The sequence below is a fragment of the Gulosibacter macacae genome (assembly GCF_003865375.1).
In the GTDB taxonomy this organism is placed as follows: domain Bacteria; phylum Actinomycetota; class Actinomycetes; order Actinomycetales; family Microbacteriaceae; genus Gulosibacter; species Gulosibacter macacae.
This window is the reverse complement of record NZ_RQVS01000011.1, coordinates 58,245-80,768: the sequence shown is the minus strand read 5'-3', so window position 1 is coordinate 80,768 and position 22,524 is coordinate 58,245. Positions and strand designations below refer to the sequence as shown.

Annotated in this window: 22 protein-coding genes, 1 tRNA gene and 1 riboswitch; of the genes, 14 read left to right on the top strand and 9 right to left on the bottom strand. The window is 63.8% G+C overall.

The genetic code is table 11. From position 1 onward, the window contains the following. Window positions 1–17 precede the first annotated feature (17 nt). The gene (locus EG850_RS09885) at window positions 18–2,096 is read right to left on the bottom strand and encodes a KAP family P-loop NTPase fold protein (protein ID WP_124973015.1); all 2,079 of its coding nucleotides are present in this window, start codon (window positions 2,094–2,096) and stop codon (window positions 18–20) included. A gap of 50 nt (window positions 2,097–2,146) precedes the next feature. Next, the gene (locus EG850_RS09880) at window positions 2,147–2,728 is read right to left on the bottom strand and encodes a type IV toxin-antitoxin system AbiEi family antitoxin domain-containing protein (protein ID WP_235829282.1); all 582 of its coding nucleotides are present in this window, start codon (window positions 2,726–2,728) and stop codon (window positions 2,147–2,149) included. Between the two features lie 536 nt (window positions 2,729–3,264). Further along, a riboswitch (SAM riboswitch) is annotated at window positions 3,265–3,381 on the top strand. Window positions 3,382–3,410: 29 nt separating this feature from the next. Here EG850_RS09880 and EG850_RS09875 point away from each other — a divergent pair. From EG850_RS09875 to EG850_RS09855, 5 genes are all read left to right on the top strand, one after another. Beyond that, window positions 3,411–4,022: a hypothetical protein gene (locus tag EG850_RS09875; protein ID WP_124973011.1), complete on the top strand. Its 612-nt coding sequence runs from the start codon at window positions 3,411–3,413 to the stop codon at window positions 4,020–4,022. A 242-nt stretch (window positions 4,023–4,264) separates the two neighbouring features. Continuing rightward, on the top strand, window positions 4,265–5,641 hold the full coding sequence (locus EG850_RS09870) for an NAD-dependent succinate-semialdehyde dehydrogenase (protein WP_124973009.1): 1,377 nt from the start codon (window positions 4,265–4,267) through the stop codon (window positions 5,639–5,641). A 167-nt stretch (window positions 5,642–5,808) separates the two neighbouring features. After that, on the top strand, window positions 5,809–6,597 hold the full coding sequence (locus EG850_RS09865; RefSeq protein ID WP_124973007.1) for an AraC family transcriptional regulator: 789 nt from the start codon (window positions 5,809–5,811) through the stop codon (window positions 6,595–6,597). Between the two features lie 83 nt (window positions 6,598–6,680). Continuing rightward, window positions 6,681–7,304 (top strand): LysE family translocator, encoded by a 624-nt coding sequence (locus EG850_RS09860; RefSeq protein WP_124973005.1) that lies wholly within the window; start codon window positions 6,681–6,683, stop codon window positions 7,302–7,304. 40 nt (window positions 7,305–7,344) lie between these two features. Continuing rightward, on the top strand, window positions 7,345–8,199 hold the full coding sequence (locus EG850_RS09855) for an aldo/keto reductase (protein WP_124973003.1): 855 nt from the start codon (window positions 7,345–7,347) through the stop codon (window positions 8,197–8,199). A 135-nt stretch (window positions 8,200–8,334) separates the two neighbouring features. Here EG850_RS09855 and EG850_RS09850 read toward each other — a convergent pair whose 3' ends face one another. Together EG850_RS09850 and EG850_RS09845 are read right to left on the bottom strand one after the other, a co-directional pair. Continuing rightward, a complete protein-coding gene (locus EG850_RS09850; protein ID WP_124973001.1) occupies window positions 8,335–8,676 on the bottom strand; it encodes a HepT-like ribonuclease domain-containing protein in 342 nt (113 codons plus the stop codon). After that, window positions 8,673–9,089, bottom strand: coding sequence for a nucleotidyltransferase family protein (locus tag EG850_RS09845; protein WP_235829281.1), 417 nt, complete (start codon window positions 9,087–9,089; stop codon window positions 8,673–8,675). The genes EG850_RS09850 and EG850_RS09845 overlap by 4 nt, the downstream gene beginning before the upstream one ends. On the opposite strand from EG850_RS09845, the gene EG850_RS09840 reads away from it, so the two are divergent. Then, window positions 9,088–9,639 (top strand): DUF488 domain-containing protein, encoded by a 552-nt coding sequence (locus EG850_RS09840; RefSeq protein ID WP_124972999.1) that lies wholly within the window; start codon window positions 9,088–9,090, stop codon window positions 9,637–9,639. The two genes, EG850_RS09845 and EG850_RS09840, sit on opposite strands and share 2 nt — an antisense overlap. Window positions 9,640–9,835: 196 nt before the next feature. On the opposite strand, the gene EG850_RS09835 is transcribed toward EG850_RS09840, so the two are convergent. The 3 genes from EG850_RS09835 to EG850_RS09825 all read right to left on the bottom strand — a co-directional run bounded on the left by EG850_RS09835 (window position 9,836) and on the right by EG850_RS09825 (window position 12,534). Beyond that, complete coding sequence (locus EG850_RS09835; protein WP_124972997.1) at window positions 9,836–10,633, bottom strand: hypothetical protein; 798 nt, start codon at window positions 10,631–10,633, stop codon at window positions 9,836–9,838. A 12-nt stretch (window positions 10,634–10,645) separates the two neighbouring features. Continuing rightward, the gene (locus EG850_RS09830) at window positions 10,646–11,755 is read right to left on the bottom strand and encodes a fatty acid desaturase family protein (protein ID WP_407920589.1); all 1,110 of its coding nucleotides are present in this window, start codon (window positions 11,753–11,755) and stop codon (window positions 10,646–10,648) included. Between the two features lie 107 nt (window positions 11,756–11,862). Continuing rightward, window positions 11,863–12,534, bottom strand: a complete 672-nt coding sequence (locus EG850_RS09825) for an MBL fold metallo-hydrolase (RefSeq protein ID WP_124972993.1) — start codon at window positions 12,532–12,534, stop codon at window positions 11,863–11,865. A gap of 177 nt (window positions 12,535–12,711) precedes the next feature. On the opposite strand from EG850_RS09825, the gene EG850_RS09820 reads away from it, so the two are divergent. The 4 genes from EG850_RS09820 to EG850_RS09805 all read left to right on the top strand — a co-directional run bounded on the left by EG850_RS09820 (window position 12,712) and on the right by EG850_RS09805 (window position 16,020). Beyond that, complete coding sequence (locus EG850_RS09820) at window positions 12,712–14,157, top strand: LLM class flavin-dependent oxidoreductase (RefSeq protein ID WP_124972991.1); 1,446 nt, start codon at window positions 12,712–12,714, stop codon at window positions 14,155–14,157. Next, window positions 14,154–14,711, top strand: coding sequence for a flavin reductase family protein (locus EG850_RS09815; RefSeq protein ID WP_124972989.1), 558 nt, complete (start codon window positions 14,154–14,156; stop codon window positions 14,709–14,711). Before EG850_RS09820 ends, EG850_RS09815 begins: the two co-directional genes overlap by 4 nt. 31 nt (window positions 14,712–14,742) lie before the next feature. After that, window positions 14,743–15,783 carry an LLM class flavin-dependent oxidoreductase gene (locus EG850_RS09810; RefSeq protein ID WP_124972987.1) on the top strand — a complete coding sequence of 347 codons (1,041 nt, stop codon included), beginning with the start codon at window positions 14,743–14,745 and terminating at the stop codon, window positions 15,781–15,783. Window positions 15,784–15,947: 164 nt separating this feature from the next. Next, window positions 15,948–16,020 (top strand) — tRNA-Glu (locus EG850_RS09805). 219 nt (window positions 16,021–16,239) lie between these two features. Here the strand turns inward: EG850_RS09805 and EG850_RS09800 are convergent. After that, the gene (locus tag EG850_RS09800) at window positions 16,240–16,917 is read right to left on the bottom strand and encodes a hypothetical protein (protein WP_124972986.1); all 678 of its coding nucleotides are present in this window, start codon (window positions 16,915–16,917) and stop codon (window positions 16,240–16,242) included. A gap of 122 nt (window positions 16,918–17,039) precedes the next feature. Continuing rightward, the gene (locus EG850_RS09795; protein ID WP_124972984.1) at window positions 17,040–17,609 is read right to left on the bottom strand and encodes a hypothetical protein; all 570 of its coding nucleotides are present in this window, start codon (window positions 17,607–17,609) and stop codon (window positions 17,040–17,042) included. 187 nt (window positions 17,610–17,796) lie between these two features. Here EG850_RS09795 and EG850_RS09790 point away from each other — a divergent pair, with 187 nt between their 5' ends. From EG850_RS09790 to murA, 4 genes are all read left to right on the top strand, one after another. After that, complete coding sequence (locus tag EG850_RS09790) at window positions 17,797–18,648, top strand: PP2C family protein-serine/threonine phosphatase (RefSeq protein ID WP_235829280.1); 852 nt, start codon at window positions 17,797–17,799, stop codon at window positions 18,646–18,648. 376 nt (window positions 18,649–19,024) lie between these two features. Beyond that, window positions 19,025–20,506, top strand: coding sequence for a 3-isopropylmalate dehydratase large subunit (leuC, locus tag EG850_RS09785; protein ID WP_124972982.1), 1,482 nt, complete (start codon window positions 19,025–19,027; stop codon window positions 20,504–20,506). Beyond that, window positions 20,506–21,156, top strand: coding sequence for a 3-isopropylmalate dehydratase small subunit (leuD, locus tag EG850_RS09780; protein WP_124972980.1), 651 nt, complete (start codon window positions 20,506–20,508; stop codon window positions 21,154–21,156). Before leuC ends, leuD begins: the two co-directional genes overlap by 1 nt. Then, complete coding sequence (gene murA, locus EG850_RS09775; protein WP_124972978.1) at window positions 21,153–22,523, top strand: UDP-N-acetylglucosamine 1-carboxyvinyltransferase; 1,371 nt, start codon at window positions 21,153–21,155, stop codon at window positions 22,521–22,523. The genes leuD and murA overlap by 4 nt, the downstream gene beginning before the upstream one ends. The last annotated feature ends 1 nt before the right edge of the window (window position 22,524 follow it).

Genomic DNA, 22,524 nt, shown 5'->3' with positions numbered 1-22,524 from the left:
GGGCGCGGACGCCCTGTCTAGAAGCGCTCTGGTCGCCAACCGGACAAATACTTGTCCGCGAGTTGGAGAGCTTCGTCATCTCCCAGAGCCTTGCGCACGCTTCCCACGACCTCCTCTATTGCGGCTTCAGATCCGAACACCTGGACGAGAAGCTCCCAAGCAAGACGATCTTCCGATCTGACCTGTCGAGAGCCCATCGACTGCGATCGTGCGGTGGACTTGAGCGAGTGCAGCACCGCTCGTAGCAGAACGGGATCGTCACTCGGCTTGAGCGGGACTTCGCCCGTCTCTGTCTGGACAGTGTCATAGATGCGCCAGGCGTCCCATTCGCGCGACGGCTCGGATGGCGGGGTTCCCTGGAGGCGTGCGACAAACTCCGCTTGGATCTGCGTTGCGAAGGCTTCACTGACGAGTTTGAGCCCGGCGCCTTCGCGGTAGCCCATGCTGTGGATGAAGTCGAGTTGAGACGAGTACGTTTCGATGCCGTCCAGGATCTGTGAGACCAGGGCTTCTCGCTCCGCCTCATCCTCTACACGGCGTAGGAGTCGAAGGATGACGCGGCCAACCGTGATGTCGCGGCGTCCGATGTCGAAGAAGCCGCGCTGCTTCCTCTCAGGAATGGCGTCGATGAGGTTCAGCAGTGTGGTTGATGCCGGGACCACCATGTCGGTCGTGAACTTTGCCTCGTACGAGGTGAGGCCCTCGATTACGGTCTCGAGATCCTCAGGGTTCAGGCCGGTCAGATACTCCTTCAGCTTTGCTCCATCGCGCAGAAGCTCAAAGGCCTGCTCGGAGTTTCGGAACGCGACGAGTTCATCTGGCGCGACTCGATCGAAGTAGAGGTTGAGGAAGTCGATGTGAGCCATCCGGTGTGCGGTTCGCCAGGTGCTGAGCCAGTCAGATCCATAGTGATTGTTCTCGATGTATTGCAGCGCGACCGGGAACACACGATCGAACAGTGCTCGAATCACGTCGTCGTCGTCAGGAAACTTCGCGAGCAATGCAGAAATGGCCTTCTGTGCCCGTTCGTCCTTGCGCCCCATGATGTCGCGCGTGCTCGTGAGCTCACTTCGAAGCTTCGATAGTTGCTGGACGAGTTCAGGACGGAAGACGCGAAGTGCCTCCATTGCGAGAAGATCGACAAGATCGACTTCATTGCCGAGGCTCTTAATCGTCGACCTGGCGGAGACCGCATAACGCGTGACATCACGCATGTTCGAGAACAGCGGATCGATCACTTCCCAGTAGACGTCACTCCATCGACTATCGTCGAGTGTGGCGTTCGTGACCGGGGCGAGGATGCGATTCAGCTCTTCGAAGATCTGAGACCGAAGCAACTTTTCTGGGGCTTGCGGAACATCGAAGCTCAACTGGACGATCTTCTCGAGGTACGCCCGCCCTGGGATGCCGTCCTCGGTAAGGGCTTGCTCCACGCGTTCTCTGTCGAAAGCCAGCACGTAGATGATGTTCGGAAAGCTCGCCGTCAGACGAACGAGCTTGAAGATCTCGCGGATCTCCAGAGTGGTGAGCCGGTCGATGTCGTCGATCACGACCACGATAGGTTGTGCGAGTGCCGTGAGCTCCTTGGTGATCTCTTCCCGTACCTTCTTCGCGCTGCGGTCTGTGTTCGTCGTGTCCGCCAGTCCGGTGAGTGCCGCTGCGGTTGCTTCTCCTGCGGCTGCGGCACCCGGGAACGGAATGAACTGAGAGATGGGCTTGAGGATTCCGGCGTACTGAGCGAGCCAGTCCGCGGCCTTTCCGAAACGACTCTTGTTGCGGACATTGAGCTCCGCGCCGATCTCGGTGAAGAAAAAGTTGACGAGTTGGTTCGAACCGGAGAACATCCACGGGTTGAAGTCGATGACGGTGAGAGCAGGCTCGGTCTCAAACTGCTCACGCATCAGGTTGATGAATGAACTCTTTCCGTGCCCCCACGGTCCCAAGATTCCCACCACGAGTCCCTGGCTCGCGTCAAGCTCGCGGATCGACTCCGCGAAGTCGTGCGCAACCGGTGCCCGTCCGAGATCGTCGTCGTCGGATGACGTGATCGGTGCGTCGATCGGTGGCTTCTCTTGAGGATGTTCTGTGTTGCTCACCTGTTCCTACCTATGCGCCTTTGTCGCTAGTCTTGCTTGTTGATTCAGGGTCACAGGAGTATCTCCAAGGATTGCTGGATTGCGGGGCGTGCCTTAGGGAACTCCTCAGCCATCGCGAGCAGCGAACTGGGGCTGTTACCGCGCTTGCGCAACCACTGCTTGAGTGCGCCGAGGGCGAGATCACTGCCCCACGCGTGACGCAGGCGGAACATATCGATGAGGGTTCGCTCGGCGGAGTAGAGGCCGATGGATGATCCGTCCGGTAACGCATGCTCGGTGCTGCCGATGCTGAACGTGTCGGCATCGAAGCGGTGCCAGGCGATAGGCGCGTGGTGAACGGTGACCGGCTGTGTGCCGCGGGGGATGGCGATGTCGCTCCGAGTGGGAATCTCGTCGGTCAGCTCGTGCAGCGACAGCGCGGTCAGCAGGCAGAGCGTGGCGTCGGGTCGCTTGGAGGCGATAGCGATCCACGCTGCCGTTGTGTCGTCTGCGAGTCCTGACCTGAGGAAGAGCCCAGGGGCGATGCGCTCGAACTCGCCGGCCTCGATCAAGCGGTCGAGGCCATGCCGGGTGAGGCCCTGCGCGGCGAGCTCGTCGTAGCTCAGCAGATCGGGCAGCGTCGCGATGTCCATCTTCACCTCCAGTCAGCAGATTCTGTTACAGACACAGCATACCTGTTATGGTTTCTGCTGGACAGTGTGGGTTCGATCGAGGTCATGGCGCCGGCTGCTGGAGAGGATGACGACTGGGCGGGCGGCTTTGGATAAAGACCTCGCACAGTCTGGGCGCGCGTGAGTGGATTACATCCGTGACGGTCCAGCCGACAACGCCGCCCTGACGTCCATGACGAGCCTTCCAGTGGGGTCCGAAACGGGGTCCTAAACCCTCTCGCGGGGTCCGAATGAGGTCGTATCAACCCGCGACAACCCGTAGAATAGTGCTGTAAGAACCGCATGAATACGCGGATCGAGCAGGTTTGCACGGAGCAGCCCGGAGAGCCAGAGCCCGTCAGTTGTTCTTGGTTCGAGTCCAGGTACCCCGGCGGTTTGAAAGTCCCGGTCAGAGAGTAAATCTCCGATTGGGACTTTTTCGTTTCTGCAATCCTGTGCCACCTCGTGAGGTACGCGCTCAGGGTCGCGTCGATGCATCCGTGTAGTGTCGCCATCACGTTCAAGAGTTGTGACGCGAAGTACCTGGCTAGTCACGCGACAACCCGAATCCATCGATTCCCGGGTGTCCCAGGGGAAGAACGGGCTCACGAAACATCGTGATGCAAGTTTCGATGGGGCGATGCCCCGGAGAGGGGCATCCAATATGTCCGACATCAAGAAAGTCAATCACCAACGTGACGGCTGGTGGGACGAACTCGGCTTCAGCGTCCACGGCACCAGGCTGATGAGCCGACACGAACGAGTAATTGAGCAGGCTGCGCTCGCGGTGCTGGCAGCGCATCCACCCATGGGATTCGTTCGGGATGCCGAGGGTGGCATGCTCTCCGCCTCGCAACTTGCTGACCTCATCGAACAGGCTGTCGATGTGGCAGAGCAGGAGGCTGAACGACAGCGAGAGGCGGACGCTGAGGAGCGACGCCGTTTGGGCTGGGCCAAGGTCGAAGCGGCGCTGTCGGGTCCTGACGCCGACCAGCCGGTCGTCGAGGGCGGCTGGGCGGGGTTCACGCGCGGCGACGCGACCGCGTGGTGCTGGAACCTGTTCCAGTACGAACCGCGCGGCTTCGTGCATCCAAATTCGCAGGTGCGCATCGAGGCGATGCAAAAGTTGCGAGCCGGCGAACTGCCTGACGTCTTCGGCTACCCCGAACGTGCTCGCAAGCACGAGGCTCGCGGCCTGACGCCGCGCGAGTACCGCCAGCACAAGGAGGCACTGGGCGCGGACACGTTTACGTCGGCCGATGTGAAGCACAGCTAACGAATTGCGGCGGTGGTCTGGGGTGCCCCGGACCACCGCCGCGGAGCTGAAGCAGCTAGGTGACAATGCCTGCGCAGTCTGCCAATCTGGCATGCCAGGGTGCCTGACTGCACCTTTCCGCACAGGTGCTTAGGCCTCGGTCAATGCAGAATGGGATGAATTTAGTGCTGGGCGAGGATGCCGACCTGCGCATCCGGGCACCGCAAGACGACGTCGCATTCGTGTAAGGAAGCAAGAAGAGTATGTCGAAGTACCGCGTTCAGAACCCCGCAACGGGCGAAATCATCGAGACGTTCGAGGCCGCCACCGACGAGCGGATCGAAGAGCAGCTCGCGGCTGCCGACGCCGTCTACCGCGAGTGGCGCGAGCGAAGCGTGCAGGATCGTGCTGCGGTCGTACTCCGCGTCGCCGAAATCTTTGCGGAGCGCCGCGACGAGCTCGCCGAGATCATCGCCACCGAAATGGGCAAGTCGATCGCCGAGAGTCTCGACGAGGTCGACTTCGCGACCGACATCATCCGCTATTACGCGGTCTACGGCCCGGGCCTGATCACCGACTACGAGATCCCGAGCACGGTTCCCGGCAAGGCGGTCATCGAGCACCTGCCGGTGGGTGCCCTCCTCGGCGTGATGCCGTGGAACTTCCCGTACTACCAGGTCGCTCGCTTTGCGGCGCCAAACCTCGTGCTCGGCAACACCATCCTCCTCAAGCACGCCGACATCTGCGCGCGTTCGAACCAGGTCGTGCAGGAAATCATGGAAGAAGCCGGCGTTCCCGTTGGCGGCTACCAGGCGCTCTTTGCCTCGCACGACCAGATCGCCACGATCATCGCCGACCCGCGCGTGCAGGGCGTCTCACTCACCGGCTCGGAACGTGCCGGCGCGATCATCGGTGCCCAGGCCGGTCAGCACCTCAAGAAGTGCGTGCTCGAGCTCGGCGGCATCGACCCGATGGTTGTGCTCGACGCCGAGGATGTGGCCGCAGTCGCGCGGACCGCGTGGGAGTTCCGTACTTACAACGGCGGCCAGGTGTGCAACTCGAACAAGCGCCTCATCGTCATGGATGACATCTACGACGAGTTCGTCGCCGAGCTCGTGCGTCTCGCCGAAGGCCTGAAGCCCGGCGACCAGCTCAACCTCGGCGAGGGTGAGTTCGTGCCGCTGTCGACGCGCGCCGCTGCCGAAACCGTGAATGCCCAGGTGCAGCAGGCGGTGTCGGAGGGTGCGCGGTTGCTCGCTGGCGGCGTGCTCTCGGAGGGTCCCAGTGCCCACTACTCGCCGGCCGTGCTCGTTGACGTGCCGCGCGACTCGAAGTCGTACCGCGAAGAGATTTTCGGCCCGGTTGCGACCGTTTACCGCGTGAGCAGCGACGAAGAAGCCCTCGAACTCGCGAACGACTGCGACCTCGGCCTCGGCGGCTCAGTGTTCTCGCAGGACGAAGCACGCGCGGCACGCCTCGCCTCGAAGCTCGAGGTTGGCATGGCGCACGTCAACACGATCGCGGCTGAGGCTGCGGAACTGCCGTTCGGCGGCGTGAAGCGCTCAGGCTTCGGCCGCGAGATGGGCCCAGTCGGCATCGGCGAGTTCGCGAACAAGCGCCTGTACTTCGTATCGAAGTAGGGCGTGGCGAAGTAGGGTGTGGCGAAGTAGGGCGTGGCGAAGTAGCGCGTGGCGGAGTAGGGCGTGGCGAAGTAATTAGCCAACCGCTCGGCTGTAACGAAACCTCAGACCATCGACGCGCGCTGTGCGCCGAAAACCCTCGCTAACACATCCAACGAGCGAGCAATGTGACCGAATTCGCCCGAAGCACCGCCCTGCCGTATTTCGAGGCACGCCGCTCGTGCCAAACGAACACCTGCTATCGGCCGCACACGCATGATGCGTTCTCGGTGGGCGTGGTTGACGAGGGCGTTTCGGTCTTCGCTGGCGTACTGACGGGAAAGATCGAGCTGATGCCGGGCGATGTGATTGTGATTCCGGCCGAGCACGTGCACCAGTGCAATCCGGTCGGCGGCGAGTGGCTTTATCGCATGCTCCACATCGAGCAATCGTGGGCAGAACAAGCTGCGGATGCACAGTCGCCGATTGACCCGTTCGCCGCGATCGCTGTGTATCGAGGCGCGCGAATCCGCAGCCTCATCGACCGGTGGCTTGACGAGCTGTTCGAGGATGCACCTGCCAGCCTGCTCGAGGCAACGCGCGACGAAGTCATCCACGCGCTCAGCCACACCGTGCCCGAGCTGCGAGTTACGGTCGATCGCAACGAGCATCTGCTCGACGAGCTTGCACCCGTCTTTGCACGACTGCGCAGCGATGAGGTTAACCCGAGCCTCGACGACCTCGGCGCACTTGTCGGCATGGATCGCTATCGACTCGTGCGCGAAGTTAAACGAGCCACCGGCTTGCCGCCGCTCGCCTGGCGGCAGAACGCGCGCATTGCCGAGTCGAGGCGGATGCTCCGCGAGGGCATGCCAATAGCTGACGCGGCCATCGCCCTCGGCTTCACTGACCAGAGCCACTTTCACCGCGTCTTCCGCGCCCACGTCGCTGCGGCGCCCGGCGGCTACCGCGCCTAGGCGCAAGAACGTGCAAGACGACGACTCCACACGCCGCGAAGCTCGAGTGATCATCATCACTTCGAGATTGGTTGTTCGTACTCGTGGAACAGTTCGTTGCCGTCGCATCGGCGCACTTTCTGGCGCTGCTCATCCCCGGCGCTGATTTCGTACTCATCGCGCGCACCGCGCTGGCGTCTGGACGTCGGCTCGCCGTCGCGGTCGCCTGCGGTGTCGCATTTGCAAATGCGGTCATCATTGCAATCGCGTTCTCGGGCTTGGCGCTCCTTGCGAATGACACGCTGCTCGCAATCATTCAGGTGCTCGGTGGCGGATTTTTGCTCGTCGTAGGTGTCGCGTTCTTGCGGTCTGGCGCCGCCGTCGACCTGGAGTCGGGAGTCGCAGCCGCGCGCGGCGGCGCACCCAGGCACTTTGCGCTCGGTGTGGCGTCAGGACTCCTCAACCCAAAGAACGTGCTCTTCTACGTGAGCCTTGGCGCGCTACTGCCAGCCGCATCCGCCCTCGTGCTTACTGGCTACGGTGCCTGGATGTTCACCGTCGTGCTCGTGTGGGACATCATCGTCGCCGTCGCGCTCGGATCGCCGCAAGCGCTGGCGCGATTCTCGCGCATCCTGCCTCTGCTCTCGCGGCTGAGCGGCGCCGTGCTCGTCGTGATCGGCGGGTTTATGGCCATCGAGGCGATCATCCGACTCGTTTCCGGCGCGTAGCCCCAGGCATCCGCTCAACTCGCGCTCGTAGGGTCGAGCCATGACGCATCCGCTCGCTTCTTCAGACCAGCCGCTCGACACCGCGAACGAAACCGACCCGCGCCCCATCGACTCACCGATCGGCTTCGGCACCTGGCCGTTCGTCGGTGATGAAGCGCAGGCCGCCGTCGAATCAGCTCTCGAGGTCGGGTACCGGTTCATCGACACCGCTGCAAAGTACGAAAACGAGGATGGGGTCGGCCGCGGCATTGCGGCGAGCGGCCTTGCGCGCGACGAGATCTATCTGCAGACGAAGCTGCGCGGCTCCGAGCACGGTGACCCGCGCGCCGCGCTCGAAGCGAGCCTCGAGCGACTCGGCGTTGACTACGTGGATTCGTACCTCATCCACTGGCCGCTGCCGATGATCGGCAAGTACATCGCCGCCTTCGAGACGATGGCCGAATTGCAGCAGGAGGGACTCGTGCGCGAAATCGGCGTCTCGAACTTCCTGCCTGAGCACCTGGATGCGCTCGAGCAAGCGACCGGGCTCGTGCCGGCGATCGATCAGATTCAGTGCGACCCGACGATCGCGCGCGACGAGATGCGGGCGGATATTCGCGCTCGCGGTGTGCGGGTGCAGGCGTGGCGGCCGATGGGCAAGGGCACGGTGCTCGAGTTGCCCGAGATCGCGGCAATCGCGGCGGCGCGAGGTAAGACGGCCGGTCAGATCGTGCTTGCGTGGCACTCGACAATTGGCAATGTGCCGATTGCGCGTTCGGCGAATCCCGAGCGGCAGCGGCAGAACCTTGAGGCGGTCACCGACATCGTGCTTACTGGCGACGAGCTCGCCGCGATCGCCGGCCTGCCGCAGCACGAGGAAGAGCGCTTCGATCCGCGCACTCATGAAGAGTTCTAGCTGAGTGCCCTCGAACGCGGTGTGATCCCCTCATTTCTGCGACGTGGTCTTGCGGAGCTCGCTCCAACGCCCCTCAAGGGGGGGGGGGGGGAGAGAGAGAGAGGTCACGGCGTTCAGCGGTAGTTACGATGAGGATTACTGCTCGCCTTCTTGAGCATCTCGGAGTGCTGTCGCCAATTGCTCCAAGTGAGTGTCAATAACGTCTCGAATCACCGAGAGGTCAACGCCGAAATACTGATGCACCAAGATATTTCGGAAGCCTCGTATTTGCGGCCATGCGATTTCGGGATGAGCCTCAGTAACTGAAGGCGGGAGGTGGTTGGCCGCCTCGCCAATGATCTGCAGGTTCCGTTCAATGGCGTCCAGAGCCATTTCAGCAACATGATTGTTGGCGCTGTCCAGCGATTCGGAAAAGCGTTGGCATCGGTCTATGGATCGAAGAATGTCGCTGATTCGTTGCTCGGTTCTCCGGGTCATAGTTCCACCGAGTCAGCCAGCACGGTGTCGGCGATTGGGTGCCGCAACAACTGAATCGGAAATATATCGATGTCCGACCGGCCGTAGAGCTCGCGGGTCTCTTCCATCAGGCCTGAAGCCCGCATCAGGATATTGCCGTCTTCGGGGTTCATCTCGACCAAGATGTCGATATCGCTTTCCGCGCTGGCAGTGCCGCGGGCGATCGAGCCGAATAGGCGAGGATTAGAGGCCGAGTATTTCTTGAGCAGCGCTTCAAACTCATCGCGGCGCAACTCGAGTAGCTCGCGCAGCGCGAGTGATTCTGGAGTCGCAATACCGGCAGACATGTTGGAAGAATACCGAGCGTGCCTGCAACAAGCGAGGATGTCGCGAATCTGAGCGATCTTCAGCTTGGCGATGTTGGGTGGGGACATGACCGCCACCGAGGCCAAGCCGCGAGTCCTTACGATCGGGCATACGACGCATCCGATTGATGAGTTCATCGGCTTGCTGCGGCACCAGGGCGTCACCCAGGTCGTCGACATTCGCACTCTGCGCGGCTCGCGTCACTGCCCGTGGTTCGACGAAGAGGTGCTCGGCCCGAGTCTCGAGGATGCGGGGCTCGGGTACCTGGCAGAGCCGCGCCTTGGCGGGTTGCGGCCGAGGTCGAAGACGGTGGATGCGGCGGTCAACGGGATGTGGCGCGTCGCGAGCTTTCACAAGTACGCGGACTACGCGTTGGGGGAGGAATTCGAGGCAGGGCTCGGGCATCTGCTCGAACTCGCAAGGGCGCCCGCGCTGCCGGTGATCATGTGTGCCGAGGCGGTGTGGTGGCGGTGCCATCGGCGGATTGTGGCCGACCATCTGATTGCGCGCGGCGTGTCGGTCAGCCACGTCATGCCCGATGGGCGGCTCGAGGTGGCGACGCTCACTCCGGGTGGGGTGGTTGGTGCGGGTGGGGAAGTGACCTACCCGGCTGGGTGAGTCGCTTCGAGAGCCTCAGCGCACGGGGTGGAGCCTCAGCGCACGGGGTGGAGCCTCAGCGCGCGGGAGGTGAGTCCTCAGCGCGCGGGAGGTGAGTCCTCAGCGCGTGTCCAACGCGCGGAAAGGTGGGCGTCGTGGACAAGTACCCCACCCATGGGTGGGCCTTTTCGCCACGAGAGGCATCCTTGCGGTGCGGTCAGCCCACAAATGGGAGAAACGGGAAAGCTTCGACGCCGGATGCGGCGCAGACTGCCCGAATCGCCTCGAAGGTGCCGCCCACGACTGTGTAGTCGAAGTCAATCTCGGTCACGATTACCCAGGCCTGGTCATTAGGCCAAATGAGGCTCGGCGAGTAGTCACCACTGAGCACGCCGGCGCGATACCAGGGCATCCGCGATAACCAATCGGCATCCGCGAACTCCGCTAGCCCGCAACGAAACAAGACGTGGTCGCGATGCGGCAACCGCAGGCGCGGCCCGTTCGTCTCGCGCATCGACAGGGCAGCCGGCACTGGCCGCGAGAACGACCCATGTTCATCCCAGCCAAATTCCGCCGCGCCGCTCGAGCCGTCGGCCTGTGGCAAGAGCCCGCCCCAACCTTCCCAGACGGCGGCGTATCCGGCATCGGGAGTCGTGGTGAACGGCAGTAGCGCGCGCACGAGCGCGGCGAGCGGTTCCGCATCCAAGCGCCCTTCGGGTGGCCCGTGAAACTCGCGCCCGTCCGGTGCGACAACGTGCTGACCGCCGTGCGGATCGGCCTCGGCGTGCACGAGCGACGGCCAGGTCGAGTCGGCTTCCAGCGAAGTCCCGAACGCCTCCGCTGCCTCGGCCCAGGTCACCGGCTGCTCAGCATCCTGCATCCAATGCGAGGCCGGATGCAGCACCTTCGCATAGAGCGCAAACCCCGACGGCACCACCCAACGCATCGGGTTGGTCGAATCACTCAGCCGCGACGCGAGCCACGCCCCGGCCGCGACGTCGTCAGTCCACTCCATGCAGCCAGCAGATCAGGCGCGACCGCGGCTAGCAAGCATCGGGCACTCGAACGGGTCGCGTGCGGCCAAGCCCACGCGGTTCAGATACTCAATGACGATGGCATACGAGCGGAAGAGCGAAGTCTCGGTGTAGGGCACCTGCTGGGCCGCGCAGAACTCGCGCACAATCTCACGCGTGCGGGCGAGGTGGGGGCGCGCCATGCTCGGGAACAGGTGGTGCTCAATCTGATAGTTCAGCCCGCCCATGAGCCAAGTCGCCCACCAGCCGCCGCGAATATTGCGCGAGGTGCGCACCTGCTTCGAGAAGAAGTCGAGGCGAGCATCCGGCGCGATCACCGGCATACCCTTGTGGTTCGGCGCGAACGAGGCACCCATATAGACGCCAAACACCGCGAGCATGACGCCGAGGAAGGCGAACGCCATACCGACCGGGAGCAACAAGAACAGCGGCACGAGCACGAGCGCGAACCGCAGCGAGATCAGGCCAATCTCGAGCCAGCGCTTTTTCACCGGTTCGCGGCGCACGAGGTGGCGCAGGCTGTGCCAGTGCAGGTTGAGTCCCTCGAGCGTGAGCAGCGGGAAGAAGAGCCAACCCTGGCGGCGGGTGATCCAGCCACGCAATCCGCGTGCCTTGGCCGCATCCTCGGCAATGAACGAGATGGTATCGACCTCGATATCAGGGTCGGCACCAACCTTGTTCGGGTTGCCGTGGTGGCGGGAGTGCTTCGAATCCCACCACGAGAAGCTCAGACCGCAGGCCGCGGCGAGAACGCGCGCGAGCCGGCGATTACCGGGGCCGGATGCGAGCACCTGGCGGTGACCAGCCTCGTGCGCGAGGAACGCGACCTGCGTGAACAGCACGCCAAGTGCGCCCGCCATGAGCAGCTGCAGCCAGCTGTCACCGAGCAAGAGCATCCCGGTGGCGACGCCAGCGAAGCCGAGCACGATCGCGACGCCGACGAGCGAATAGAACCAGGGCGTGCGGCGCAGCAGCCCCGATTCGCGAATCGTTTGTGAAAGTTGGGTGTAGGCGCGGGCGACCGAGGGGAAGTCTTCGGTGCGGGCGTAGGTGTGGCGGAGCGGACCGAGGGTGCCGGAAAGACCGGCGAGCGAAGTCGAGATAAAAATGCCGTTCGTTGGCCGGCCAAACTGCAGCTAGCGGATGCGGGCAGGCGTCGGAATGCGCCAACCACTCGCCACACTACGCGGCCTAGCTGATTGGACGGGTGCTAATTCAGGTCGTCGAGCTCGAGCACGTCGAACGGCTTGAGGTCGAGGAACTTGCCGCCGTACGACTCGACCGCTTCGCGCAATCGAGAGGCGGCGAGGTCTTTGCCGGCCCGCGCGAGCAGCATTTCATGCACGCCGACTACCGCTCGTGGGCGCACTTCGAGGATGTAGTCGATCGACTCGGCAATACGCATCCACGGCCCATAGGTGGGCACCGCGAGCGCGCCGATGGTGAACCCGCCCGGCGGCAGTTCGTATGAGTCGCCACCGTAGGCAAAATCGCCATCGACGACGACGCCGATGTTGTCGATGAGTGGAATCGAGGAGTGAATCTCGGCGTGCGTGCCGCCGAAACAGGTCACCGTAAACTCACCGAGCTGCACCCGCTCGCCCGGCTTGCCGACGATGACCTCGCCAAGATCACGGATGTCCGCAACCTTGAGCTGCGCCGCCGTCGCCTCGGTCGTGAGCACTTTCACGCCGGGGGAGCGGCTCGCGATGCGCGAGAGCTGCTCAGGGGTCCAGTGGTCATCGTGTTCGTGCGTGATGATCACGGCATCGACGTGGCTGGTCTCGGTGATCGGCGTCGTGAACTTACCGGGATCAACGTAGAGCCGGTTCGGGCCCTTTTCCAGCAGAACGCAGGAGTGCTCGAGCTTCGTGAGGCGCATGGCATCAGGGTAACGAGCAGAAGCTTGCGGCTCGCTCATCACCAGTGAACGCGGATGAACGGCTCAGGTAGGCCGTAACAGTCGGTAACCGTGCGAGCGCGATTTCGATGACCAGGCATACAGTTCGAGTCATTCATCGAACCCGGCGACCCCGCCACCGAGAGATAGGACCACTACATGAGCAAGCGGATTATTCTCAACGCTTTCGACATGACGTGTGTGTCGCACCAATCGGCTGGCACCTGGCGCCACCCCGAGAGCCAGGCGCACCGCTACAAGGACCTCGAATACTGGACCAACCTCGCGCAGCTGCTCGAGCGCGGACGCTTCGACTCGATCTTCATCGCCGATGTGCTCGGCACCTACGACGTCTACCGCGGTTCGGTTGCCGCCGCGCTCATCGACGCCGACCAGACCCCGGTGAACGACCCGTTCCTGCAGGTGCCGGCGATGGCCGCGGTCACGAAGCACCTCGGCTTCGGAGTCACCTCGGCCCTCACCTACGAGCAGCCCTTTGCCCTCGCACGCAAGTTCGCGACCCTCGACCACCTCACCAAGGGCCGCGTCGCCTGGAACGTCGTCACCTCCTACCTCAAGAGCGCCGCGCTCAACCACGGCCTCAAGAACCAGATCGCACACGATGAGCGCTACGAGCTCGCAGAAGAGTTCCTCGACGTCACCTACAAACTCTGGGAGGGCTCGTGGGAAGAGGATGCGGTGGTCTTTGACCGCGAACGCGGCATTTACACCGACCCGTCGAAGGTGCATCCGATTGGTCACGAGGGCAAGTACTACTCGGTGCCCGGCATCGCGATCACCGAGCCCTCGCCGCAGCGCACCCCGGTAATCTTCCAGGCGGGCGCTTCGCCCCGCGGTCAGCTCTTCGCCGCGAAGCACGGTGAGGGCGTGTTCATCTCGCCGGCCTCGCCCGAGGGCGCCCGCCGCGTGAGCGACTCGATTCGCAATTACGCCGAAGACAACGGCCGCCACCGCGACGACGTCAAGATCTTCGCCCTCGTCACGGTCATCGTCGACGAGACCGACGCGAAGGCACAGGCGAAGTACGAGGACTACCTCTCTTATGCTTCCAGCGAAGGCGTGCTCGCGCTCTACGGGGGCTGGTCGGGCATCGACTACTCGCAGTACGAGCGCGACCAGGCACTCGAAGCGGTCGACAACGACTCGCTACGTTCGGCGCTCGCCTCGCTCACCTCGATCGACTCCGACATCAAGTGGACCGTCGAAGACATCGTGCGCCGCCGCGCTATCGGCGGCATGGGCCCGGTCATTGTCGGCAGCCCCACAACCGTCGCCGATGAACTCGAGCGCTGGGTCGAAGTTGGTGGCATCGACGGCTTCAACTTCGCCTACGCGATCACCCCGGGCTCGTTCGAAGACCTCGTCGAGTACGTGGTGCCCGAGCTGCAGCGCCGTGGCCGCGCCCAGAGCGAATACGCGGGCTCGACGCTGCGCGAAGCGCTGCAGGGTGTTGGCCAGGCGCGCGTCAAGAACTCGCACCCGGCTGCCCAGTACCGCGGCGCCTTCGCCGGTGGACCCAGCGCACTTGACGGCACACTGCCCTCGAAGTTCGAGCAGCCCGTAACGGTAGGAGCATCCTCATGACGCTCATCGATACCCTCGTGCGTAACTTGGAAGGGAATGGCAACGTGACCGAACGCACCCACGCAACACCGCTCAACGATGCCGAGTTCCGCAACATCATCGGCCACTTTGCCAGCGGCGTCACCGTCGTTTCGACTTCGTTCGACGGCCAGCTCTACGGCACCACCGCATCCGCGTTTTCGTCGCTCTCGCTCGACCCGATCTCGGTGCTCGTCTGCCTCAACGCCACGAGCTCGACGAACCCGGCGATCACCGGCTCTGGCTACTTCGCGATCAACATCCTGTCGGAAGACCAGGCCGATGTTGCCCGCCACTTCGGTCGCCGCGGCGGCGACAAGTTCGCCGACGTCGACTACCGCATCTCTGACTTCGGTGGCGTGCCCGTGCTCGACCGCGCGCTTGCGACGATTGTCTGCGAAGTCATGGATGCGCCGGTCGGCGGCACCCACACCGTGTACTTCGGGCGCGTGCTCGAGGCCGCAGTTGGCGGCGGCGAACCGCTCGCGTACTACCGGGGCAAGTTCGGACGCTTCGCGCAGTTCGACGAGTCGTAATTTTAGGTTTTTGCAGAAAGGCACGCATCCCATGCGTTTTGGTTACTGGACCCCGACGATGAACAGCTGGCTGCGCAACGTCGACGAGACCTTCTCGATCGAGTTCGACGCGCTCGCCCGCATCGCACAGCGCGCCGAGGAGCTCGGCTTTTCGATCACGCTCGTTCCCGAGCTCAACCTCAGCGACATTCGTGGTCGCGAGGCGCCGGTGCTGGATGCATGGAGCCTGTCGGCCGCGCTCGCCGCGCGTACGACGACGCTGGAGATTCTCGCGGCGGCGCGTCCAAGCTTCCACTCGCCGGTGCAGCTGGCCGCGAAGCAGGCGGCGACGCTGCAGCACATTGCCGGTGGTCGCTTCAGCTTGAACGTCGTGTCTGCGTGGTGGGCTGAGGAAGCGAAGCAGTACGGCGTGGAGTTCCGCGCGCACGATGACCGCTATGCCGTAACCAAGGAGTATGTGGCGGCCCTGCGTGAACTGTGGACGCAGACGCCAGCCCGCTTCGAGGGGGAGTACGTCTCGTTCGAGGAGACCTACCTGCAGCCGAAGCCGACGACGCAGCCGCACATCTACGCGGGTGGTGAGTCGGAGGCGGGTCGCGCGGCGATCACCGACTTTGCCGACTCGTACCTCACGCACGGTGGCACGGTGGAAGAGTTGCGCGAGAAGATCGGCGATATGCGCCGGCGTCGTGAAGAAGCTGGCCGCGAGCCGTTCACGAGCTTCGGTATGGCTGCGTTCGCCATCGTGCGCGACACCGAAGAAGAGGTGCAGGCCGAGATCGCCCGCATCACCGATGTGCGCCCGGGCACCCCTGGTTACGAGTCGTACCGCGACTTCACCTCGAAGTCGCAGCTCAACGTGAACGTCTCGCTAAAGGACTACTCGGTGTCGAACCGCGGGTTGCGCCCGGGGCTCGTGGGTACGCCGCAGCAGGTCGCCGACCGCATCCTCGAGTTCGAAGAAGCCGGTGTGGATGTGCTGCTGCTGCAGTTCGCGGAACCGGAGGCCGACCTCGTGCGCTTTGGCGAGCAGGTCATCCCGTTGGTGAATCGCGCGCGGGTTGCGGTTTAGCTTGGGCTGGGTGCGCTGAGGTTCACCTTCGTGCGCTGAGGCTCTCGAAGCGCCGTCTGACCAGGCAAAACTCCCTGCCGCAAACTTCGGCTTGCGCTGAACATCTCCCTTATGGCAAGATAGACGAGTTGCCAGCACGACGGTAAGTTAGCTGGGAGCCGTCCGGCCCCATCGTTTAGCGGACTAGGACACCGCCCTCTCACGGCGGCAGCGCGGGTTCAAATCCCGCTGGGGTCACAACTGAATCGCCCCGAACAGTATCCTGTTCGGGGCGATTGCGCGTTTCCACTGCCGCTGTTCTCGCGAGCCGCAGCCGCCGATCGCGTGCTGAGGCTCTCGAAGCACGATGCCGTCCCGCGATTCGCATATTTCGGGGTCATGACGCTCCGGGAGCGGGGTGTTCCTCTGTGAGGAAAATCGCGGGACGGCAGTCGGTGGAAGTGAGACCGTCGCGGGTCAAGGTGTTACGAGCACGGAACTCGACTCAAACAGCTCGAACGCAGCAGATTGCGTGCTGGTGGTGACTTCGCCCTGCACGGTGATGCTGCGTCCATCGATGTGCACCACAGCGGAGTAGCTCACGCTGGCGGTGACGACGAACGGACCACGCGAGGTGTAGATGTTGCTCGTCGCGGTAGTACTCAACTCAGGGAACCCGAGCTGCGCCCACGACTCACCAAGTGTTTGCGTGCGCCACGCGTGGCCATCGCCGAAATCCCAGTGCACACCAGTCGGCGAGAAATCAACCGCAACTGGCCGGTCAAAGAGCGTGCCCGTGAGGGTGTGGGGTTCGGCGGTGACCCAGAAGTTCGTGGGCTTGTTGAGGATGCCCCACCCGTTCGGTTCCATGTGGAGGACCGGCGTGGCGGGAGTGAAGGTGGTCAGATCACGACTCGTGATCGTGGTGACCACCGGTGCGGTGTTACCGGTCGGATCCGGTGGCGAGTAGCGACCGGCGAATCCCTGGCAACGATCGGATTCCAGGTAGCGCGGACACGGAGCCGGTGGCCCCGCCGGTGCCGCGTCGTAGTCACTCGAACCGCCACCGTTACCGGTTCCACCGCCCGAATATTCAGTGTGCGACTCCTCGACCGTGATCGATGAACCATCCCCGCAGGCGTTTACTCCAAACATGGTGTTCCCCGCGCAAGCCTGAATCAAGGGTGCTGCGACCGCGGCGTTCGAAGCTGCAATTAAGGGACTAATCGCGAACAGGCCAAGCAACGGCACGGATGCAAGTTTCAGAAGCGGTCGTCTTAAGCGCATCGATCATTCCCATTAGTCGGCTGGATCGAGGCGATCTTGTTGCTGCCTTCAGCGTTCGTCACTTCGACGTCAAGGCTCGACTTGAACTCTGACCCGATTGGCCTCACCGGCTCACCGGCGGAACCTGTAGTAGTCACTGCGCTCGAGTCAGCACAGACGGCGAACCGGATCGTGTAGTTGCCTTCTTCATGGACGAATTCGACAAGTTCGCCGTTGAAGAACGTCGTGTCTCCCGTGACTGTCCAGTCGTCCTTTGCCGCGTCCTGTTTGATGTTCTCAACGTCCTGTTGCCATGACTCAGTTGCAAGCACCGCTAGCCGACCATCGTCGTAACCGAGGTTGACGACTTCCGCCGCGGTTCGAAGGTAGGTGTCAAGAGTTGCGACTCCAACCTCAAGCGCCTCGTCATCCGTCATCCGCGTTGGCTCTGGCTCGGCAATGGCCGTTGTCTGCGGCGGCCAGGGGGTCGGCGTGGCGGTCTCGACTGGTGCGTCGGCAGCGCATCCGCTCAAGCCAACGAGCAGTAGCGCGGCTACCGAAACAACGAATCCTCGACGCATCCTGGCTCCCTCACAATCGCGACTGGCGCGACGGTAACAAGGGGAGTGAAAGGGAGCGCAGAGTTATCCACAGTCGAGCTTCGCGAGCCCCGGCAGACGAGGTGTCGGATTTGCCACAACACCGGTCAGCATCCCGAGCCGCCGGATCAAGATAGAGTTGCCGGGTACTTCAGAGCGAGGGGCCGGATTGAGCACAGACTTTTCGACGACGATCGCGACCTGCGCGGGCGATCTCGAGGTGCGCGGCTCTGCCACGAGTGATGTTGGCGTAGTCCGCATCGTGAACGAAGACGCCTTTTTCGCACGTCCGCCCGTGTTCCTCGTGGCCGACGGCATGGGCGGCCACGCCTACGGTGATCGCGCGAGCCGCGCCGTCGCCGAAGTTTTCGACGAGTGGTTCCCCGAAGCCACCCCGACAACACCGGCCGAAGTGATCGCGGCGATCGATGCATCCAATGACCGTGTGCAAGCGCTCGTGACGGAAGAAGACGGCCCGGGCGTCGTTGCCGGCACCACCGTGACCGGGCTCGCGCTCGTCGAGGTCGACCCCGCTGGCGACGGCGCGGTCGCCCCGCACTGGATGATCTTCAACGTCGGCGACTCCCGCGTCTACGGCTGGAACGGCCGCGACGTCGTGCAGATCACGGTCGACCACTCGGCCGTGCAAGAGCTCGTGCACATGGGCGTGCTCACTCCCGAAGAGGCGCTCATCCACCCCGACCGCAATGTCATCACGCGCGCCGTCGGCTCGGAAGCGCACGTCGACACCGATCTCTGGCTCATGCCAGTGCAGGGTCACCAGGTCTTCATCATCTGCTCCGATGGCCTCACCAAAGAACTCGAGGATGAGGACATCGCTGCGGTTGTGCGGGACTACGTTGCCGAGGAAGAGCCGACCGAGTCACTGAGCGAGGTGCTGGTGCGGAAGGCCATCCAATCGGGTGGGCGCGACAACATCTCGGTCGTGGTGCTCGAGTCGAGCGCGCTCGGGCGCGATGGCGTCGAGGCACCGGCGGATTCGGGCGTCGGGGAGCCGTAACGGTCGCTTCGCGGTCGTCGGCGCACGGAGCTGGTGGCAAACCTGGCCCGTAGTTTGAGCCTTCGCGTCGAACCTGTGCCTTCTTGTGAGCCATTGCGCCAAACCTGAGTCGTACGCGGGTCGGGGATGGCGGGAAGGGTCAGGGATGTCTCGCGCTTCGAAAGCCTCAGCTCGATGGGTCTGGCCTCCACGCGCGCGGGCGCGCGCGTTCGCTGCGAGCATCCGAACTCATGAATAGGCCCCGGTGTACGATGGCAGGCATGCGAATTCGGGTGCGGCGCCTTCTGTGCCGCGACGGGATCTAGCCCTCAGGCGTCTCCCGTCGCGGAGTCGCTCAGCGCCTGCATCCGCCTCACACAGGAGATTTTTACGCATCATGACGATTGAACAATCCACCGCGCCGCGCACCCTGCCCGAGAAGGTCTGGGACGCCCACGTAGTCAAGCGCGGCGAGGATGGCACACCCGACCTGGTCTACATCGACCTGCACATCATGCACGAGGTCACGAGCCCGCAGGCCTTCGACGGTCTGCGCCAGGCCGACCGCCCAGTGCGCCGCCTCGACCTCACGATCGCCACCGAGGACCACAACACTCCGACGGTGAACATTCTCAACCGCATCGCCGACGACACCTCGCGCACGCAGATTGAAACCCTGCGTAATAACGCCAAGGAGTTCGGTGTGCGCCTGCACCCGCTCGGCGACCGCGAGCAGGGCATCGTGCACGTGGTGGGTCCGCAGCTCGGCCTCACCATGCCCGGCATCACGGTCGTCTGCGGCGACTCGCACACCTCGACCCACGGTGCCTTCGGCGCGATGGCGTTCGGCATCGGTACCTCCGAGGTTGAGCACGTGCTCGCCACGCAGACCCTGCCGCTCAAGCCCTTCAAGACCATGGCGGTCAATGTCGAAGGCACGCTGCGTCCGGGCGTGACGGCCAAGGACATCATCCTCGCGGTGATCGCGAAGATCGGTACCGGCGGTGGCGCCGGCTACGTCATCGAATACCGTGGCTCGGCAATTCGCGCGCTCTCGATGGAGGGCCGCATGACGATTTGCAATATGTCGATCGAAGGTGGCGCGCGTGCCGGCATGGTCGCGCCCGACGAGACGACGTTCGAGTACCTCAAGGGCCGCGCGCACGCGCCTCAGGGCGAAGAATGGGATGCGGCAGTCGAGTACTGGCGCACGCTCGTGACCGACGAGGGCGCCACCTTCGACGCCGAGGTGCACATCGACGCGGATGCACTGGAACCGTTTGTCACTTGGGGTACGAACCCGGGTCAGGGTGTGCCGCTGTCGGAGACCGTGCCGAACCCGGCCGAGATCAGCGATCCGAACGAGCGTCAGGCTGCCGAGCGCGCCCTCGAGTACATGGATCTCGAAGCTGGCACCCCGCTCAAGGAAGTTGCCGTCGACACCGTCTTCATGGGGTCGTGCACCAACTCGCGCATCGAAGACCTCCGAGCCTTTGCATCCGTCATCGAAGGGCGCAAGAAGGCCGACGGTCTGCGCGTCATGGTGGTGCCGGGCTCGGCGCGCGTGCGCCTGCAGGCCGAGGCCGAAGGCATCGACCAGATCGTCAAGGACTTCGGCGCTGAGTGGCGGTTCGCGGGTTGCTCGATGTGCCTCGGCATGAACCCCGACCAGCTCGCCCCCGGTGAGCGCTGCGCCTCGACCTCGAACCGCAACTTCGAGGGCCGCCAGGGCAAGGGTGGCCGCACGCACCTCGTGTCACCGCTCGTCGCCGCCGCGACCGCGGTGCGCGGTACGCTGTCGAGTCCGTCTGACCTCGACCCGCTGCCGACAGCATCCTCGACAGCAGAGTCGACCAACCAGGAAGTGAGCGCCGCCTAATGGAAAAGGTTTCCCGCATCGTCGGACCGGCCGTGCCGCTGCGCCGCTCGAACGTCGACACCGACCAGATCATCCCGGCCGTCTACCTCAAGCGCGTCACCAAGACGGGTTTCGACGACGCCCTGTTTGCGGCCTGGCGCCAAGACCCAGAGTTCATCCTCAACCAGCCCGAGTATGCGAACCCGCGCATCCTCGTCGCCGGGACCGACTTCGGCACCGGCTCGAGTCGCGAGCACGCCGTCTGGGCACTGCGCGACTACGGCTTCCGTGCCGTGATCGGCGCCCGCTTTGGCGAAATCTTCCGCGGCAACTCCGGCAAGCAGGGCCTGCTTGTCGGCGTCGTTGACGAGGCCGAGGTCGAGCAGCTCTGGGCCGCCATTGAGGCAGCACCGGGCGAGGATGCAGTGGTCGACCTCGAGTCGAAGACCGTCACCATTGGTGACCTCGTCGTTCCCTTCGAAATTGACGATTACACGCGTTGGCGCCTACTTGAAGGCCTCGACGACATCGCGCTCACCCTGCGCGACGAAGACGCCATCACCGCTTTCGAGGCCACCCGCCCGAGCTGGATGCCGAAGACCCTGCCCGCGCTTGGCAACACCGAGCCCGGCACCCTGTCACCCGACCTTGCTGAGGAGCCCACGGCGTGAACGCACTTAAGGACGATGCGGCCCGCGCCGCAAAGTTTGTCGGCCTCGACGCCGACACCATCACCTTCCGCGGCGGCCAGCCGCTCAACGGCCGCATCCACGTTCGTGGTGCGAAGAATTTCGTGACGAAGGCCATGGTCGCTGCCCTCCTCGGCGACTCACCGAGCGTGCTGCGCGATGTGCCCGATATCTCGGATGTGCGCGTCGTGGCGGGCCTGCTCGGTGCACACGGCGTTGAGATCGAGCGCGATGTTGAGGGCGGCGAGATTCGTCTCGACCCCACCAACGTCAAACAGGCCCACATGGCCGAAATCAACGCGCACGCCGGTTCCAGCCGCATCCCGATTCTCTTCTGCGGGCCGCTACTCCACCAGCTTGGCGAGGCGTTCATTCCCGACCTCGGTGGTTGCCGCATCGGTGACCGTCCAATCGACTTCCACCTCTCGGCACTGCGCTCGTTCGGCGCGGTCGTCGACAAGCTGCCCGAGGGCATCCGCCTCACCGCACCCGGCGGCCTCCACGGCGCGAAGATCGAGCTCGAGTACCCCTCGGTCGGCGCGACCGAGCAGGTGCTGCTCACCGCGGTGCGCGCACAGGGCCTCACCGAGCTCGCGAACGCGGCCATCGAGCCCGAGATCATGGATCTCATCAATGTGCTCCAGAAAATGGGCGCGATCATCTCGGTTGATGCTGACCGCGTCATCCGCATCGAGGGTGTCGAGCGCATGGGCGGTTACGACCACCGCTCGATCTTCGACCGCAACGAGGCCGCCAGCTGGGCCGCCGCCGCACTCGCCACCAAGGGCGACATTTTCGTGCAGGGCGCCCGCCAGCCCGAGATGCTCACCTTCCTCAACGTGTTCCGCAAAGCCGGTGGCGTGTTCGAGGTGCAGGATGAGGGCATCCGCTTCTCGCACCCCGGCACCCCGCTGAAGCCCGTCGTCATCGAGACTGATGTGCATCCTGGTTTCATGACCGACTGGCAACAGCCGCTCGTCGTCGCGCTCACGCAGGCGACCGGGGTGTCGATCGTGCACGAGACCGTCTACGAGCAGCGCTTTGGATTCACCGAGGCGCTCGTTGAGATGGGCGCTACGATCGAGCTGCACCGTGAGTGCCTCGGTGGCCAGAAGTGCCGCTTCGGTCAGCGCAACTTCGTGCACTCGGCAGTGATCTCGGGCCCCACCGAGATGCACGGTGCCGAGATCGAGGTGCCCGACCTGCGTGGTGGCTTCAGCCACCTCATCGCGGCGCTCATGGCTGACGGTGTCTCGAAGGTGTCGAATGTCGGCATCATCGCGCGCGGCTACGAGAACTTCCTCACGAAGCTTCGCGACCTCGGCGCCGACTTCACGATCGAGAGTTAGC

Excerpts from the sequence above, each read along its gene's own strand:
- EG850_RS09845 (WP_235829281.1), bottom strand. The coding sequence starts at position 9,089 with ATGTCCCCACCCAACATCGCCAAGCTGAAGATCGCTCAGATTCGCGAC.
- EG850_RS09795 (WP_124972984.1), bottom strand. The coding sequence starts at position 17,609 with ATGCGTCGAGGATTCGTTGTTTCGGTAGCCGCGCTACTGCTCGTTGGC.
- EG850_RS09835 (WP_124972997.1), bottom strand. The coding sequence starts at position 10,633 with ATGGAGTGGACTGACGACGTCGCGGCCGGGGCGTGGCTCGCGTCGCGG.
- EG850_RS09820 (WP_124972991.1), top strand. The coding sequence starts at position 12,712 with ATGAGCAAGCGGATTATTCTCAACGCTTTCGACATGACGTGTGTGTCG.
- EG850_RS09855 (WP_124973003.1), top strand. The coding sequence starts at position 7,345 with ATGACGCATCCGCTCGCTTCTTCAGACCAGCCGCTCGACACCGCGAAC.
- EG850_RS09840 (WP_124972999.1), top strand. The coding sequence starts at position 9,088 with ATGACCGCCACCGAGGCCAAGCCGCGAGTCCTTACGATCGGGCATACG.
- EG850_RS09880 (WP_235829282.1), bottom strand. The coding sequence starts at position 2,728 with ATGGACATCGCGACGCTGCCCGATCTGCTGAGCTACGACGAGCTCGCC.
- EG850_RS09810 (WP_124972987.1), top strand. The coding sequence starts at position 14,743 with ATGCGTTTTGGTTACTGGACCCCGACGATGAACAGCTGGCTGCGCAAC.
- EG850_RS09850 (WP_124973001.1), bottom strand. The coding sequence starts at position 8,676 with ATGACCCGGAGAACCGAGCAACGAATCAGCGACATTCTTCGATCCATA.
- leuC (WP_124972982.1), top strand. The coding sequence starts at position 19,025 with ATGACGATTGAACAATCCACCGCGCCGCGCACCCTGCCCGAGAAGGTC.
- EG850_RS09875 (WP_124973011.1), top strand. The coding sequence starts at position 3,411 with ATGTCCGACATCAAGAAAGTCAATCACCAACGTGACGGCTGGTGGGAC.
- leuD (WP_124972980.1), top strand. The coding sequence starts at position 20,506 with ATGGAAAAGGTTTCCCGCATCGTCGGACCGGCCGTGCCGCTGCGCCGC.
- EG850_RS09800 (WP_124972986.1), bottom strand. The coding sequence starts at position 16,917 with ATGTTTGGAGTAAACGCCTGCGGGGATGGTTCATCGATCACGGTCGAG.
- EG850_RS09870 (WP_124973009.1), top strand. The coding sequence starts at position 4,265 with ATGTCGAAGTACCGCGTTCAGAACCCCGCAACGGGCGAAATCATCGAG.
- EG850_RS09815 (WP_124972989.1), top strand. The coding sequence starts at position 14,154 with ATGACGCTCATCGATACCCTCGTGCGTAACTTGGAAGGGAATGGCAAC.
- EG850_RS09825 (WP_124972993.1), bottom strand. The coding sequence starts at position 12,534 with ATGCGCCTCACGAAGCTCGAGCACTCCTGCGTTCTGCTGGAAAAGGGC.